Source organism: Pseudoalteromonas sp. P1-26 (assembly GCF_001401795.1).
In the GTDB taxonomy this organism is placed as follows: Bacteria; Pseudomonadota; Gammaproteobacteria; order Enterobacterales; family Alteromonadaceae; genus Pseudoalteromonas.
This window is the reverse complement of the sequence record NZ_LKDX01000008.1, coordinates 1-15,630: the sequence shown is the minus strand read 5'-3', so window position 1 is coordinate 15,630 and position 15,630 is coordinate 1. Positions and strand designations below refer to the sequence as shown.

Sequence of the window (15,630 nt, the reverse complement as noted above, 5' to 3'; positions counted from 1 at the left end):
GAAGTACCATGATTGTAGATTCTCATTGTCATTTAGATCGTTTAGATTTTGAAAAACTAGACTTAGACTTAGACCAAGTACTAGATAATGCTCGCGCAAAGAAAGTAGAACACTTTTTATGTGTAAGTGTAACTTTAGATCAATTCCCAAGTATGCTGGATAAAATTAAGAACTATCCAGATGTTTCTGCATCATGCGGTGTGCATCCACTCGATCAAAAAGACGCACTCGATAAGCAAAAGCTTATTTCACTTGCAAGCCACGACAAAGTGGTTGCTATTGGCGAAACGGGTCTTGATTACTATTACTCAAAAGACACCCATATTGTTCAGCAAGAAAGCTTTGTGGGTCATATCGACGTTGCCAATGAGCTAAATAAGCCGCTTATTATTCATACACGAGACGCTAGAGAAGACACTATTAACTTAATGCGCGCTCACAATGCTGAGAATTGTGGCGGTGTATTGCATTGTTTTACAGAGAACTGGGAAATGGCCAAAAAAGCCATTGATATGGGCTTTTATATTTCGATTTCGGGCATTGTTACGTTTAAAAATGCAGTAGAGTTAAAAGACGTTGTAAAGCAAATTCCGCTAGATCGCTTACTAATCGAAACAGATTCACCGTATTTAGCGCCTGTGCCATATCGTGGTAAAACAAATCAACCAGCCTATGTTGAAGATGTCGCTTACTACATCGCTGAGTTAAAAGGGCTTACTTTTAACGAATTAGCTGAAGCAACAACTAACAACTTTTATTCGTTGTTCAATCAGGCTAAAAGGGCGTAATAGTGCACGGCGTATCGAATTTACCTCAGTTAGTAATGGGGCCAATGGTACGCCGAGCAGATGCAGGGCGAGTGTGCTTTCAATTTGTTACAACTAGGCCTTGCCAATACCGAATAGAGTTTAAAGGTGTTGAGACATTCTCTAGCTTAGAATCAATCCAATTAGGGCAACACCTTTACTTAAATTTCATTAATGTCATGCCAGTCAGTGGCCAGTTTGCAGTTGATTCACTGATCTACTATTCATTACATGATGAAGAAAAAAGCCTTGATTTATCGTCTTATTGCTATGAACGTGCCGAATCTCCGGCATTTGTGATCCCAAATCGACTCGATAGAATTCTTCATGGTTCGTGTCGTAATCCTCATCACCCTGCAAAAGACAGCCTTGTTGCTGCAGATAATTGGCAAAATGATCAGCGCCAATCGCTTAATGCAGGTGCTGATTTATTATTGTTATCTGGCGACCAAATATATGCGGATGATGTCGCAGGGCCAATGCTGCTCGCGATTGAAAAAGTGATTAGCCTATTTGGTGTGTTTCGAGAACCAGAGCTTGATTTAGATTTGCCAGAAGAGTTTGAGCAGCAACTATATCAGCGCCATTTACACTTACCCAAAGTACCTTGGCAGAAACGGAGCAAATTTGGTGTTGGTTATTGGCTCAAAAAAGACGAGCCACACTTCTCAAGTTTAAAAGCTGAAAACCACTTAATTCATTTTCAAGAATTTATTGCGCTTTATTTATTAAACTTCAGCGCTGTTACTTGGCAGCTAATTGATTTTGAATCAATTGAATGCCCAGCATTAGCCCCTAAATACGCTAACTTATTTAAACTTGAAAAGGACGCACTGGTTGGCTTTGCAAAGGGTCTTCAAAGCGTTGAAAGGTTATTCGCTAATGTGTCGACATTAATGATGTTTGACGATCATGATGTCACCGATGATTGGAACTTAACCGCAGGCTGGGAGCAGGCTATTTATCAGCACCCAGCTAGCCGTCGTATTGTAAATAATGGTTTAATTAGTTATTGGTTAATGCAGGGGATTGGTAATGATGCAGGCGATAACTCACTGTCTTTATTACCCAGCTTTAAAGAAAGTCTGCAGCAACAGAGCTGGTATTTTAAAGACTTTGATAAGTTAATACTCAATTTTAACCATTGGCATTACGAGCTTAATACCATTCCAAAGGTTGTAGTGCTCGATACCCGAACCCATCGCTGGCGTAATGAACAAAACTTCAATGAGCCATCAGGTTTACTTGATTGGGAAAGGCTCACTGAATTAGAAGAAAGCTTATTGTCTCACGATAAAGTGATTATCGTATCTCCAGCTCCGGTGTTTGGTGTTAAATCGATTGAAGCAATTCAAGCGATTTTTAATTTTTGCGGGCAACCCTTGTTAGTTGATGTTGAAAACTGGATGGCCCATGAAGGTTCTGCTAAAAAGTTGCTAGATACTTTTCGCCGTGAAGATACGCCAAAAGAAACCTTGATCCTCTCTGGTGATGTCCATTATTCATTTTGTTTTTCAGTGCAAAAACGCTTTGGTAAGCATAAAAATCGGATTTGGCAGTTGACCGCCAGTGGCATTAAAAATGAGTTCCCACGTAAACTTATTAATGTACTCGATAAGCTCGACTCAATTTTATATGCGCCAAAAAGCCCACTTAACTTTTTCACTAAACGTTGGCAAATGGAAGTTGATAAACACCAAACCATAGGCGAAGGGCAAAAGTATTTGGTCAGTAATGCGGCTATCAGCTTAATTGAGCTCAATGACGGTTTGCTTGCTAAATATGAACTTATTCACGCTGATAACCAAATAACTGAATTCGATTTAAACGATAATTAATCTATTGCTTTGCGATTCGCCTCAACGTAGTCAGCAACATTACTTACTGTATCTAACCAAAACCCATTTTTAGGATCTTGTAGATAAACAATGAGCTGCTCTAGCGCGTCGGTGCCGGTAGTGTACTGATCTCGTTTGCCAATATCGTGGCCTGCCAGAATGATCCAACTATTGTTAGTTCGGTGCTGCTCTATGGTTTTTTGGATCTCTTCGAAAGTAAGTCCATCAATGGGTAAGCTAGTTAACTGCGAAAAGTCTGTAAAGTTGGGGTTATTTGCCGTTTCGTCGAGCCAAGTTCTACCTGTTTTAAAGTGCTTGGCTATTAACGGTACATAACTTTTAGTATTTGCACCACGGCCAACAAAGGTGTTTCCGCAAGGGTAGGCAAAAGCGGTTGGTGTCACGTTGAGTGTGGCTTTTATATAATCTTGCCCCTTTAAGATATCTTGCTCCATTTCTTTTAACGTAAATTGTTCAAGCGACACCCCAAGTTCCCGAAGCCATTCAAAGTTGCCGGTACACAAGTGGCTTGCCGTATGATTAGCAATTTCGTGACCTGTTTTTACAGCCATTTGCCACTTTTCAACACGTTCTTTTACGTTAAAAGGGGATACATAAAATGTCGCTTTTATTTGGTATTTGTTTAAAAGTGCTAAACCGGTATCAACTTGGCTATGTCTTGCATCATCAAAAGTGATACTGACAGCATTTTTAGCCTTATTAGGGTAGTCAAAGCCTAGGTAGTCACTGCTTTTTGCCAGAGTTTGGCAGCTGATTAAAAGTGGTAGTACGACGCACAAGGGTTTAAGCATAATCAATCCTTTATCATTGTTTTTACAATGAAATCAAAAAGACTAATGCTTTGCTATGCGACTTTTGAATAAAAAACGCCCAGAACGAATCCGCATTGTTCTGGGCTTAGGGGGTGGCTCGTGTGAGCCTGCGCTAACTATAAAAAAACACCTTCTAAATTCAGTAGGGAGAAGTAGAAAGTACTTTTAAGTGTAGTTAATCAGCAGGAAATTGCACGGTAAATGTACAAATTTTATACTAGTTTAAAATCAGTCTGTTACAGCTTTTTACCTAAATTAGCGCCTTATTTATACAGTCTTTATGCGCAACTTATACCCAAGTTATCAACTGGGCATTTTGGACCAAATCACGAGGTAATGAGTTCTTAATTTTATTCTTTTGCCACTTACCTAGGCCTACCGGACAACCACATAACATTAAAACTACTTCACCATTATCTTGCGTTGGTTTTTCTAGCCTAATATCTTTACCGTTAAAGTAATCGTTTGCTTGGCAAGCAGACATCTCAAAGGTATTTTTATCGCAATCTTGGCCAAAGACAGTGGCAAACTCGTGAGTTAAGCGAACTCCGCCTTTGTGGATCACGCCAAGTTGAATACCTAAACGTGAGTATTTAATTTTATCTTGCAGTTCATCAAAGCCACCAGGAAACAACCAAAGCTCTTTATCACGCTGCATTAACGTGCCTTTGAGTGATTTTAGACCGAACTGTTTTTTAATTGTTTGCATAAACGCTTGGCTTTGTTTTTTATCAAACTCAGCAAACGGAAATGCGCCTTTTTTAACTTTTTGATTAGGGTTATCGCTTGACGCTATTTTTTTAAATTTAGCGATGAAGAAACCTTCACTGTCGTAAGTTTGCGGCCAAACATGCAAATAACCTTCGCTGGTTGTCGCTTTGTCTGCGCCATCAAACAGAGTATTGAGCGATTGTACTTCGATGCAATCAGGGAACTCTGCTAATAGATACTCACACACTTGTTGGTTTTCAATAGGTGTTAAAGTACAGGTCGAATACACTAATGTGCCGCCTGGTTTTAATGCATAAAAGGCACTTTTGATAAGGGCTTTTTGCACAGCAGCAATATCAATATTAGATTCGATTGACCAATTCTTTAGGGCGTCTGCATCTTTACGAACCGTGCCTTCACCTGAACACGGGGCATCTAGCAAAATACTGTCGAAGCACTCATACATGTAATCCCCAAAGATCACACCGTCAAAATGTGATAATGCACAATTACCTACGCCCATACGTTTAAGGGTTGCTGCTAATACTTTTAAGCGTGACGATGACAACTCATTGGCCACTAACACGCCACTATTATCCATCATGGCAGCGATTTGTGATGTTTTTGAACCTGGTGCCGATGCCATATCAAGTACCGCATCGCTTTGCTGAACTTCGGCTCTCAGTGCTACCGGCGGTAACATTGAGCTGGCTTCTTGTACATACATAGCACCACTTAAGTGTAAATCGGTATTTCCGATGGCAAGCGCCGCTTCTTCGTCGCTAGGACGTGTTAGCCAGAATCCTTCTTCACACCATGGAATTGCTGTTAATTCCCATCCTTTTTTGGCGCATTGACGCTGAAATTCATCGACTGACATTTTTAAGGTATTTACGCGAACAGATCGTCTGAGTGGGCGGCGACAGGCTGCAATAAAGTCGTCTAAAGATAAATGTTCGGGAAGGTAGCTTTTTACATCATCAATAAATGAGTCAGGAATATATGTATTAGCGTCCACTAAATGGCTCTCACATCACGTAGTAATAGCTGGATCATACCATTTATAGCGCTATCAGGGGATATTTTTAGCTTTTTAAGAGTGATATTGAAGTGTCGACATATTGCTAATATAAATGTTCTTTATAGCCATTATTTTTGATAAATATCAATTTATGTCGACATTTTGTTGGTTTTTTAGCCTGTTTTTCCGATCTCAAGGTTGACACTTGCAATGATAGGGCGCATAGTGAACTCACAAATTGTCGACAATCTTAATTTAGTACTTTGATAGACCTATTATGACAGAGCAAAAAGCCAACGATAACTACAACGATATCACGATAACAACAGCATCAGACCAAGTGTTTGTCGACATGCGTCGTGAAATTGTCCAAGGCACCATCGAGCAGGGTAGCAAAATTTCTGAGCCAGAACTTGCTAAACGCTATGGTGTAAGCCGTGCCACCTTACGTGAGGCGCTAAATCGTTTAGAGAGCTGTTATTTGGTAGAGCGTAAAGCAAATGTCGGTTGCCGTGTCGTTGCACTAACAGCTGAGCGTTTAATCGAAGTCTATCAGGTTCGTAGTGCCTTAGAAGGGCTGGCTTGTCGTTTAGCTGCCGATAACATGGAACCTGAAGAAGTGCAGGGTTTAAAACAGTTATTGAACCAGCACTTACAAACACAGCGTGTAAAAGAAGGTGAATCATACTACCAAGAAGCGGGCGACCTTGATTTTCATTATCGCATTATTAAAGGGTCGAAAAACGCACACTTAATTCATCTTTTATGTAATGAGTTGTACCAGTTAATTCGTATGTACCGTGTACAAATGGGGATGGTTGGGCCGCGTGTATCAAAAGCGTTTGATGAACACTTGGCTATTATTAATGCCATTGAAAACCATGACGGTGAATTAGCCGAAATGCTTATGAAGCGCCATATCAGTGCGTCTCAGGCAAATATTCAGACTAAGTTTGACTTACTCGCAGCAAAAAATTAGTAGCGCTTTAGTTAAACAGTCACAATTTAGATTTAAAAAATAGAGTTAGCCAAAGAGCTAAAACCGTTCAAAGATAGGAGTTATCCAATGTCAGCAGGATTGAAATTCAAACAGGCAATCGCCAACAACAAGCCATTGCAAGTGGTTGGCACCGTCAACGCGTACTGCGCAATGATGGCAGAAAAAACAGGTCACCAAGCACTTTACCTCTCAGGTGCTGGTGTTGCTAACGCATCATACGGCATGCCAGATTTAGGTATGACTAGCCTTGATAACGTACTTGAAGATATTCGTCGAATCACCAGCGCTACCGACTTACCGCTTCTTGTTGATGCTGACACAGGGTGGGGCGGTGCATTTAATATTGCTCGTACCGTTAAAGAAATGACCAAAGCAGGCGCAGCGGGCTTCCATATTGAAGACCAAGTAGCACAAAAACGTTGTGGTCACCGTCCTAATAAAGAGATCGTGTCTAAAGATGAAATGGTTGACCGTATTAAAGCTGCGGTCGATGCCAAAACAGACAGTGATTTTTACATTATGGCGCGTACTGATGCATTCCAAAAAGAAGGCTTAAATGCAGCTATTGACCGCGCAGCAGCGTGTGTTGAAGCTGGCGCAGACGCTATTTTTGCAGAAGCTGTGCATGATTTAGCAGATTACCAAGCATTTGCTAAAGCGTTAAATGTGCCAATTCTTGCGAACATCACCGAATTTGGCCAAACACCGCTTTATACAAAAGAGCAATTGAGCGAAGTGGGTGTTGAAATTGTACTTTATCCACTTAGTGCATTTAGAGCCATGAACAAAGCCGCACTTAATGTGTATTCGTCTATTCTTAGCGAAGGCTCGCAACAAAGCCAAGTAGACAATATGCAAACACGTGCGGAATTATATGAGTTTTTAGATTATCACTCATATGAAAACACACTCGATAACCTTTTCTCAGCTAAAAAATCATAACGACAACATATAAGGAGAACACTCATGGTAGATAAAGCATTAGGCGGCGCAGGTTTACGTGGACAAGTAGCAGGTGAGACAGCACTGTGTACAGTAGGTAAATCAGGTTCAGGTTTAACTTATTGTGGTTATGATATTAGTGAATTAGCAGATAAAGCGCAGTTTGAAGAAGTGTCTTTTTTACTGTCGCGCGGTGAATTACCAACAGAGTCTGAGCTGACTGAATATAAAGCAAAGCTAAAATCACTACGTGGTTTACCAGATTCACTTAAAACAGTGCTTGAGAACATTCCTAAAGACGCGCACCCAATGGATGTAATGCGTACGGGTTGTTCTATGCTAGGTAACTTAGAGATGGAGCAAGATTTCTCGCAAGCGAATGATGCGATTGATCGCCTAGTTGCCGTATTCCCAAGCATTATTTGTTACTGGTATCGTTTTAGCCATGACGGCGTTCGTATTGAAACTGAAACAGATGATGATTCGGTAGGTGCACACTTCTTACGTTTATTACATGACGAAGCACCATCAGCACTGTTCGAGCAAGTAATGAATGTGTCTTTAATTCTTTATGCAGAGCATGAGTTTAATGCATCAACATTCACTGCGCGTGTGTGTGCATCAACATTGTCTGATATTCACTCTTGTGTAACGGGTGCTATTGGTAGTTTACGTGGTCCATTACATGGTGGTGCGAACGAAGCGGCTATGGATATGATTGAAGGCTTCACAAGTGCAGACCAAGCTGAAGATGCACTGATGGGTATGCTTGAGCGTAAAGACAAGATCATGGGCTTTGGTCATGCCATTTATCGTGAATCAGATCCACGTAACGTGATTATCAAAAAGTGGTCAGAAAAACTGGCAGCAGAAGTGGGTGATGATGTGCTTTATCCAGTGTCTGTTCGCTGTGAAGAAGTTATGTGGCGTGAAAAGAAATTATTCTGTAATGCTGATTTCTTCCATGCATCTGCGTATCACTTCATGGGTATCCCAACTAAGTTATTCACGCCAATTTTCGTGATGAGCCGTGTAACAGGTTGGACAGCGCACGTGAAAGAGCAACGTGCTAATAACCGTATTATTCGCCCAAGTGCAGATTATACGGGCCCAGAAGCGCGTAGCTATACGCCAATTTCTGAGCGTTAATCGTAATTAAATCAGTGATAGGGGTAGCTTGGCTGCCCCTTTATGAAGGGGCGAAATAAATACAAAAACAATCAGGCCACCTTTGTTCACCGTCACCAAGTACAAGTAGAATCATCATGAATACAAATTTTAGAAAACCATTAGCAGGCACCGGCGTCGATTACTTTGATACGCGCGCTGCTGTTGATGCAATTAAACCGGGCAGCTATGACACACTTCCTTACACATCAAGAGTACTTGCCGAAAACTTAGTTCGTCGCTGTGACCCTGAAATGCTAAATGATGCACTGTCGCAGTTAATTGACCGCAAGCGTGATTTAGATTTTCCATGGTTTCCTGCGCGTGTTGTGTGTCACGATATCTTAGGTCAAACAGCGTTAGTTGATTTAGCAGGCTTGCGTGATGCAATAGCTGCAAAAGGCGGCGATCCTGCAAAAGTGAACCCTGTGGTACCTACACAGTTAATTGTTGATCATTCATTAGCGGTTGAACACGCAGGTTTTGAACCTGACGCATTTGAAAAAAACCGTGCTATTGAAGACCGTCGTAACGATGACCGATTCCACTTTATTAATTGGACGAAAACAGCATTTAAAAATATTGATGTGATCCCGCCGGGTAACGGCATTATGCATCAGATTAATTTAGAGAAAATGTCACCTGTGATCCAAAAACGTGACGGCGTGGCATTCCCAGATACATTAGTTGGTACAGATAGCCACACACCTATGGTCGATGCGCTAGGTGTTATTGCAGTCGGTGTAGGTGGTCTTGAAGCTGAAAGTGTGATGCTTGGCCGTGCATCTTACATGCGTTTACCAGATATTGTGGGTGTTGAACTAAAAGGCAAGCCACAACCGGGTATTACTGCAACCGATATCGTATTAGCGATCACCGAATTTTTACGTAATGAAAGAGTTGTGTCGACCTACCTTGAATTTTATGGTGAAGGTGCCGATGCACTTACCCTAGGTGATAGAGCAACTATCTCTAATATGACGCCAGAGTTTGGCGCAACAGCTGCGATGTTCTACATCGATGACAACACACTTGATTACCTACGTTTAACAGGCCGTGAAGAAGAGCAAGTTAAACTAGTTGAAACTTACGCAAAAGAGACTGGCCTTTGGAGTGATAGCCTTAAAACGGCCGAGTATGAGCGTGTGTTAACTTTTGATCTGTCTTCAGTTGGTCGCAATATTGCGGGCCCTTCAAATCCACATCGCCGTGTTGCAACAAGCGAACTTGATAAAGCAGGTATCACTGGCGTTGTTGAGAATGAAGAAGGCTTAATGCCAGATGGCGCCTGTATCATTGCTGCAATCACAAGTTGTACTAATACCAGTAACCCACGCAACGTTATTGCTGCAGGTTTACTTGCGCGTAATGCCAACGCTAAAGGGTTAACTCGTAAGCCATGGGTTAAAACATCACTGGCACCGGGTTCTAAAGCGGTTAAGTCTTACTTAGAAGAAGCCAATTTATTACCTGAGCTTGAACAACTTGGCTTTGGTATTGTTGCCTTCGCGTGTACAACCTGTAACGGCATGAGTGGTGCGCTTGATCCAAAAATTCAGCAAGAAGTGATTGACCGAGACCTATACGCAACGGCTGTACTTTCGGGTAACCGTAACTTCGATGGTCGTATTCACCCTTATGCTAAACAAGCATTCTTAGCTTCACCACCACTGGTTGTTGCTTATGCTATTGCCGGTACTATTCGTTTTGATATCGAAAAAGATGTATTAGGGCATGATCAACAAGGCAACGAAATTCGCCTTATGGATTTATGGCCATCAGACGAAGAAATTGATGCAGTGATTAAACAAAGTGTTAAACCTGAGCAGTTCAAAAAGGTTTACGAGCCAATGTTTGATTTAAGTGTAGATTATGGCGAAGACAACGATCCGCTTTACCAATGGCGTCCACAAAGTACTTATATTCGCCGTCCTCCTTATTGGGAAGGCGCATTAGCGGGTGAACGCTCTTTGAGTGATATGCGTGCCTTAGCTGTGTTGGGCGACAACATCACTACTGACCATTTATCACCTTCGAATGCGATTTTAGCGTCAAGTGCTGCTGGTGAATACCTCGCTAAAATGGGTCTCCCAGAAGAAGATTTTAACTCGTATGCTACTCACCGAGGTGACCATTTAACAGCACAGCGTGCTACATTCGCTAACCCTAAGTTATTGAATGAAATGGTTAAAGAAAATGGTGAAGTGAAGCAAGGTTCATATGCTCGCATTGAACCAGAAGGCAAAGTGACGCGTATGTGGGAAGCTATCGAAACCTACATGCAGCGCAAACAACCGCTTATCATTGTGGCTGGTGCCGATTATGGTCAAGGGTCATCACGTGACTGGGCTGCAAAAGGTGTACGCCTAGCTGGTGTTCAAGTGATTGCAGCCGAAGGCTTTGAGCGTATTCACCGTACCAACTTAATTGGTATGGGTGTATTACCGCTTGAGTTTAAAGCAGGTACCACGCGAACTACGCTAGGTATTGATGGTAGTGAGAGTTTCAGTGTTAAAGGTGAGCCAACACCAGGCGCAACACTGACACTAGTGATTACCCGTGCCAATGGTGAAATCGTTGAAGTACCAATGACGTGCCGTTTAGATACAGCTGAAGAAGTGTCAATTTATTCAGCGGGTGGTGTACTGCAACGTTTCGCGCAAGATTTTTTAGAATCTGAGGAGCACTAAGCAATGGTATTTAAACCACAAATTAAGGTGCCAGCGACCTATATGCGTGGCGGCACCAGTAAAGGGGTGTTCTTTAACTTGACTGATTTACCCGAGCCTGCTCAAGTGGCAGGTGAGGCGCGCGACAACCTGTTATTACGTGTGATTGGCAGCCCCGATCCTTACCAAAAACAAACTGATGGTATGGGCGGTGCAACCTCAAGCACCAGTAAGACGGTGATATTATCGAAAAGTACTAAAGCTGATCACGATGTTGATTATCTGTTTGGTCAAGTTGCTATCGATAAAGCGTTTGTAGATTGGAGTGGTAACTGCGGTAATTTAACTTCAGCAGTCGGGGCCTTTGCTGTATCAAATGGTCTTGTTGATGCCAGCAAAATTCCAGAGAACGGCGTTGTTGAAGTTAAAGTATGGCAAGTCAATATTAGTAAAACCATCATAGTGCACGTGCCAATTACTAACGGTGAAGTGCAAGAAACTGGTGATTTTGAGCTTGATGGCGTGACCTTTCCAGCCGCTGAAGTAAAACTTGAATTTATGGACCCTGCTGATGGCGAAGGGGCTTTGTTCCCAACAGGTAACTTAGTCGATGAATTAGAAGTGCCGGGTATTGGTATGTTGTCTGCAACGATGATCAATGCGGGTATTCCTACAGTTTTCATTAACGCCAGTGAAGTTGGCTATGATGGCACAGAGCTACAAGAAGCCATTAACGGTGATGCATCGGCACTTGAAAAGTTAGAAACGATTCGTGCCTATGGGGCGTTGAAAATGGGGCTAATTTCTCATATTGATGAAGCAAAGGCACGTCAACATACGCCAAAAGTAGCTTGGGTTGCACCAGCTAAAACTTATCATGCATCAAGCGGTAAAGTTGTAAACGAAGCTGATATTGATTTAGTAGTACGTGCTATGTCGATGGGTAAGTTGCACCATGCCATGATGGGCACGGCTGCGGTTGCAATAGGTACTGCAGCTTCTATTCCTGGTACCTTGGTAAACCTTGCTGCAGGTGGTGGTGAGCGACAGGAGGTAAACTTTGGTCATCCTTCTGGCACTTTAAAAGTGGGCGCTGCTGCAACACTTGTTGATGGTAATTGGCAAGTCACAAAAGCAAGTATGAGCCGAAGTGCACGTGTATTAATGGAAGGCTGGGTTCGAGTGCCCGAGTAGTACTCACTTGCGTACTGATATAATCAAAATAAAGCGGCGTTTACGCCGCTTTGTCTAATCCGTAGCATTGTTGCTTCATACCTTCAATAAACTCATCAAACTTGCCGCTCTGTTGCATGAGTTCTATTTCATCATTTAAGTCTTCTAAAACTTTTTGCCAGTGTGGCGTTGATTTGCTGACAGAAAAATATAGCGGTTTGTATTCAAGCTTAGGCTCTAATGCGACCAGTGATTCTAGTATTTGTCGTTTGCCGCTAATTGATAATTCAGACTTGTAAACGCTTGCTTTTAACACTTCAAGATCTGCCACAATCAGGCTTACGCGGTTACTAAGTAAGAGATGAATTAGTTGGTACTCATTATTAGCGACGATTGTATCGATTTCTTTATTATCAATCATGGCATCGAGTTCTTTGGTGTTTTTATATGAGCGAACTACACCAATAGGCAAGTCTTTTACAGAGTTTAAATCGCCATTAAATGGAATTTGAGTTCCCTTTAACGCCACGAAAGAAAGATCCCCACCTGGAATGGCATGGCTCAAAGCGAGTAAATCGTTGCGGGTTTTATCAAGGAAGTTATCTGAAATAACATCATCTTCAACGAAATATTCAGGAAAAAGAATATCAGCGCGGCCTAGTTCAGCTTCTCTTACGGCACGTGCCCAAGGATAAAAACCAATATGCACGCCATAACCTTTTTCAAGTAAGGAGCTTACAGTAAATTGATAGAGCCAGCCTTTGTTGCATAAGTTTTCGTCTATATAAGGAGGCCAATCTAAAGTAACGAGCTTTAATACATGTTTGGCATCTAAGTTATACCCATATCCGCCGTTGAAACGCACCGCTTCTTCAGTGATGATTTCGCCATTTTTTTCAAAGCTAACAGGCGTAAGGCCCGCAAGAGCTTGATATGAGGCGAATAAAAAAAATACGGTCAGTAGTTTCATAAATTGTTTAAGTTTTTGTTATTTATCTAAAGCTTAGCCTTTTGCCGTAAATATACAACCTAGTAACTGTAACAATATCTAACGGATGGAGTACATTTTTCGATCACAGCTTATATTAATAGACTTGAGTGACAAAAAGTTTACATTTGTATTATGATATCACTTAATGCTTTTGCAGCTTAAGGATAACAACAATGATAAAACCAAGTATCTATATATCACTTCTCACAAGCTCTATGCTTGCTCACGCACAATTACCGCTTAGCGTTACAAGCCCAGATGGACAAATAACTGTAAAACTCGAAAAACAACAAAATCAGCTTGTTTATAGCGTAAATTATGGCAACCAAGAGTTTTTGCAGCAATCACAGCTTGGTTTAAATACCAACCTGGGTGATTTTTCACAAAGCCTAAAATATAAAAGCCATACAACAGCTTCAGTCAATGAAAGATATAAGCTGCATAATGCAAAGGTGAGTGAAGTAAACTACACGGCGAATACCTTAAAAGCGCAATTTGAAAATCAAGAGGGCAAAGTACTAGGAGTCGAGTTTAACGTGTCTGATAGCGATGTTGCATTTCGTTATCAGATATCGGGAGCTGAAACTGATACCCGTATTAAGGTGTTAGCTGAATACAGTGCTTTTAACCTACCAGATAATGCAACCACGTTTATAAGCCCACAAGCCTTACCTGAAACGGGCTGGATGCAAACAAAACCAAGTTACGAAGAGCCTTACACCTTCAACGAAGCCCTTGGAACACCGTCAGCGAATGGCGTGGGCTATACATTTCCTGCATTATTTAAAAATAGCGATAAAGGTTGGTTATTAATTTCTGAAACCGGTGTTGATAGCCATTATGTTGGCTCAAAATTAAGCGAGGGCACGAAAGACGGTGTTTATCGTATTTCATTTCCTCAGGCTGGAGAAAACAATGGCATTGGTGCAACTTATGCGGCTATGGCAATGCCTGCAACCACACCTTGGCGCACCATCACGTTAGGAACGAGTTTAAAGCCAATTGTTGAATCAACCGTGGCGTTTGATTTGGTTAAACCCCTTTATCAAGCAAGCCAAGAATATAAAATGGGTCGTTCAACATGGAGCTGGATTGTTTGGCAAGACCCAAGTATCAACTACGATGACCAAATCAAATTTATCGATTTAGCTGCATCATTAAATTTTGAATATGTATTAATCGACAATTGGTGGGATAAAAACATTGGCCGCGAGAGAATGGCTGAATTGGTTAAGTACGCCAATGGAAAGGGCGTTGATGTTATTTTATGGTACAACTCAAATGGCTGGTGGAATGACGCACCTCAAACCCCACAAAATAGAATGAACAGTGCACCAGCACGTCGAAATGAAATGGCGTGGTTGCAAAGCATTGGTGTTAAAGGGCTTAAAGTAGATTTTTTTGGTGGTGACAAACAAGAGACCATTAAACTCTATGAAGATATTCTTACAGATGCAAATCAGTATGGTTTAGTGATCACCTTTCATGGCAGCACCATCCCGCGTGGCTGGGAAAGAATGTATCCTAACTTCGTCACATCTGAAGCGGTACTGGCATCGGAGAACCTTGTTTTTCATCAAAATTCGTTAGATTTACATGCGTATAACGCGACTATTTTACCGTTCACTCGTAATGCTATTGGCGCTATGGACTTTGCCCCAGTGTTTTTAAACAAACGCTTATCTCAAGATCAAACAGTCGGCAATATTCGTAAAACCACAGATACATTTGAACTGGCAACAGGTGTGCTTTATCAATCACCAGTGCAACATTTTGGCCTGACGCCAAATAACCTTGAAGAGCAACCTAAATTTGTTATTGATACTTTAAAGGCGATGCCAACGGTATGGGATGAAACACGCTATATTGCAGGTCAGCCGGGTCAAGATGCAACGATTGCGAGGCGTCACCAGCAAACATGGTGGGTAGCAGCCATAAATGGTGAAAATAAATCTAAAACATTAGATATTGATTTGCCTATGTTAGCAGGTAAAAAAATCACCCTGTTGTTTGATAAAAAAGATGGCAGTGCAGGTAGTAAGCAAGTCACAGTAAGTAACAGTGGTAAATTAACCTTAAACTTACTAGCTCAAGGTGGCGCACTGATAATTGGTCGCTAAATGTGAGTTAATAGGCGATAAACAAAACCAAGTAGAGAAAAGCGAGCAGGTTGCTCGCTTTTTTTATAGCTATATTTGCCTTGTTAAATTAGACGTGGGTCACAGAGAGGAGGGATGCGCTAATAAACTTAGCTTTTTATTTTTTTAAATTAGAGAAATTTAGAATTAGTACACAGAGTGGATTCGAACCACCAACTTTTGGCGCGGGTCATAGAGAGCGGTAGTGCTCTAACCAACTGAGCTTTTAAATTTATAATTCGGAAAAATTAGAATTGGTACGACCGAGTGGATTCGAACCACCGATTTTGGCGTGGGCCATAGAGAGCGGTAGCGCTCTAACCAACTGAGCTTTTAAATTT

Annotated in this window: 11 protein-coding genes and 1 tRNA gene; 8 read left to right on the top strand and 4 right to left on the bottom strand. The window is 41.6% G+C overall.

Annotation, left to right across the window (positions count from 1 at the left end):
- The first annotated feature begins 8 nt into the window (after positions 1–8).
- Positions 9–788, top strand: coding sequence for a TatD family hydrolase (locus AN394_RS06205; protein ID WP_054561371.1), 780 nt, complete (start codon positions 9–11; stop codon positions 786–788).
- Between the two features lie 35 nt (positions 789–823).
- The gene (locus AN394_RS06200; protein ID WP_054561993.1) at positions 824–2,644 is read left to right on the top strand and encodes an alkaline phosphatase D family protein; all 1,821 of its coding nucleotides are present in this window, start codon (positions 824–826) and stop codon (positions 2,642–2,644) included.
- Here AN394_RS06200 and AN394_RS06195 read toward each other — a convergent pair.
- Both AN394_RS06195 and rsmF read right to left on the bottom strand, forming a co-directional pair.
- Positions 2,641–3,456 carry a polysaccharide deacetylase family protein gene (locus tag AN394_RS06195; protein WP_054561372.1) on the bottom strand — a complete coding sequence of 272 codons (816 nt, stop codon included), beginning with the start codon at positions 3,454–3,456 and terminating at the stop codon, positions 2,641–2,643. The two genes, AN394_RS06200 and AN394_RS06195, sit on opposite strands and share 4 nt — an antisense overlap.
- Positions 3,457–3,766: 310 nt before the next feature.
- Positions 3,767–5,206, bottom strand: coding sequence for a 16S rRNA (cytosine(1407)-C(5))-methyltransferase RsmF (gene rsmF, locus AN394_RS06190; RefSeq protein ID WP_055021025.1), 1,440 nt, complete (start codon positions 5,204–5,206; stop codon positions 3,767–3,769).
- 280 nt (positions 5,207–5,486) lie between these two features.
- Here rsmF and AN394_RS06185 point away from each other — a divergent pair, with 280 nt between their 5' ends.
- From AN394_RS06185 to prpF, 5 genes are all read left to right on the top strand, one after another.
- Positions 5,487–6,188 carry a GntR family transcriptional regulator gene (locus AN394_RS06185; protein WP_054561374.1) on the top strand — a complete coding sequence of 234 codons (702 nt, stop codon included), beginning with the start codon at positions 5,487–5,489 and terminating at the stop codon, positions 6,186–6,188.
- Between the two features lie 87 nt (positions 6,189–6,275).
- Positions 6,276–7,151, top strand: a complete 876-nt coding sequence (gene prpB, locus AN394_RS06180; protein ID WP_054561375.1) for a methylisocitrate lyase — start codon at positions 6,276–6,278, stop codon at positions 7,149–7,151.
- Between the two features lie 24 nt (positions 7,152–7,175).
- A complete protein-coding gene (gene prpC, locus AN394_RS06175; protein WP_054561376.1) occupies positions 7,176–8,300 on the top strand; it encodes a 2-methylcitrate synthase in 1,125 nt (374 codons plus the stop codon).
- 116 nt (positions 8,301–8,416) lie between these two features.
- The gene (gene acnD / locus AN394_RS06170; protein WP_054561377.1) at positions 8,417–11,008 is read left to right on the top strand and encodes a Fe/S-dependent 2-methylisocitrate dehydratase AcnD; all 2,592 of its coding nucleotides are present in this window, start codon (positions 8,417–8,419) and stop codon (positions 11,006–11,008) included.
- 3 nt (positions 11,009–11,011) lie between these two features.
- Positions 11,012–12,181 carry a 2-methylaconitate cis-trans isomerase PrpF gene (prpF, locus tag AN394_RS06165; protein WP_054561378.1) on the top strand — a complete coding sequence of 390 codons (1,170 nt, stop codon included), beginning with the start codon at positions 11,012–11,014 and terminating at the stop codon, positions 12,179–12,181.
- Between the two features lie 40 nt (positions 12,182–12,221).
- Here the strand turns inward: prpF and AN394_RS06160 are convergent, their stop codons facing one another.
- Positions 12,222–13,130: an ABC transporter substrate-binding protein gene (locus AN394_RS06160; RefSeq protein WP_054561379.1), complete on the bottom strand. Its 909-nt coding sequence runs from the start codon at positions 13,128–13,130 to the stop codon at positions 12,222–12,224.
- 194 nt (positions 13,131–13,324) lie between these two features.
- On the opposite strand from AN394_RS06160, the gene AN394_RS06155 reads away from it, so the two are divergent.
- Positions 13,325–15,271, top strand: a complete 1,947-nt coding sequence (locus tag AN394_RS06155; protein WP_055021024.1) for a glycoside hydrolase family 97 protein — start codon at positions 13,325–13,327, stop codon at positions 15,269–15,271.
- A 175-nt stretch (positions 15,272–15,446) separates the two neighbouring features.
- Here AN394_RS06155 and AN394_RS21895 read toward each other — a convergent pair.
- A tRNA-OTHER gene (locus tag AN394_RS21895) sits at positions 15,447–15,514 on the bottom strand.
- Between the last annotated feature and the right edge of the window lie 116 nt (positions 15,515–15,630).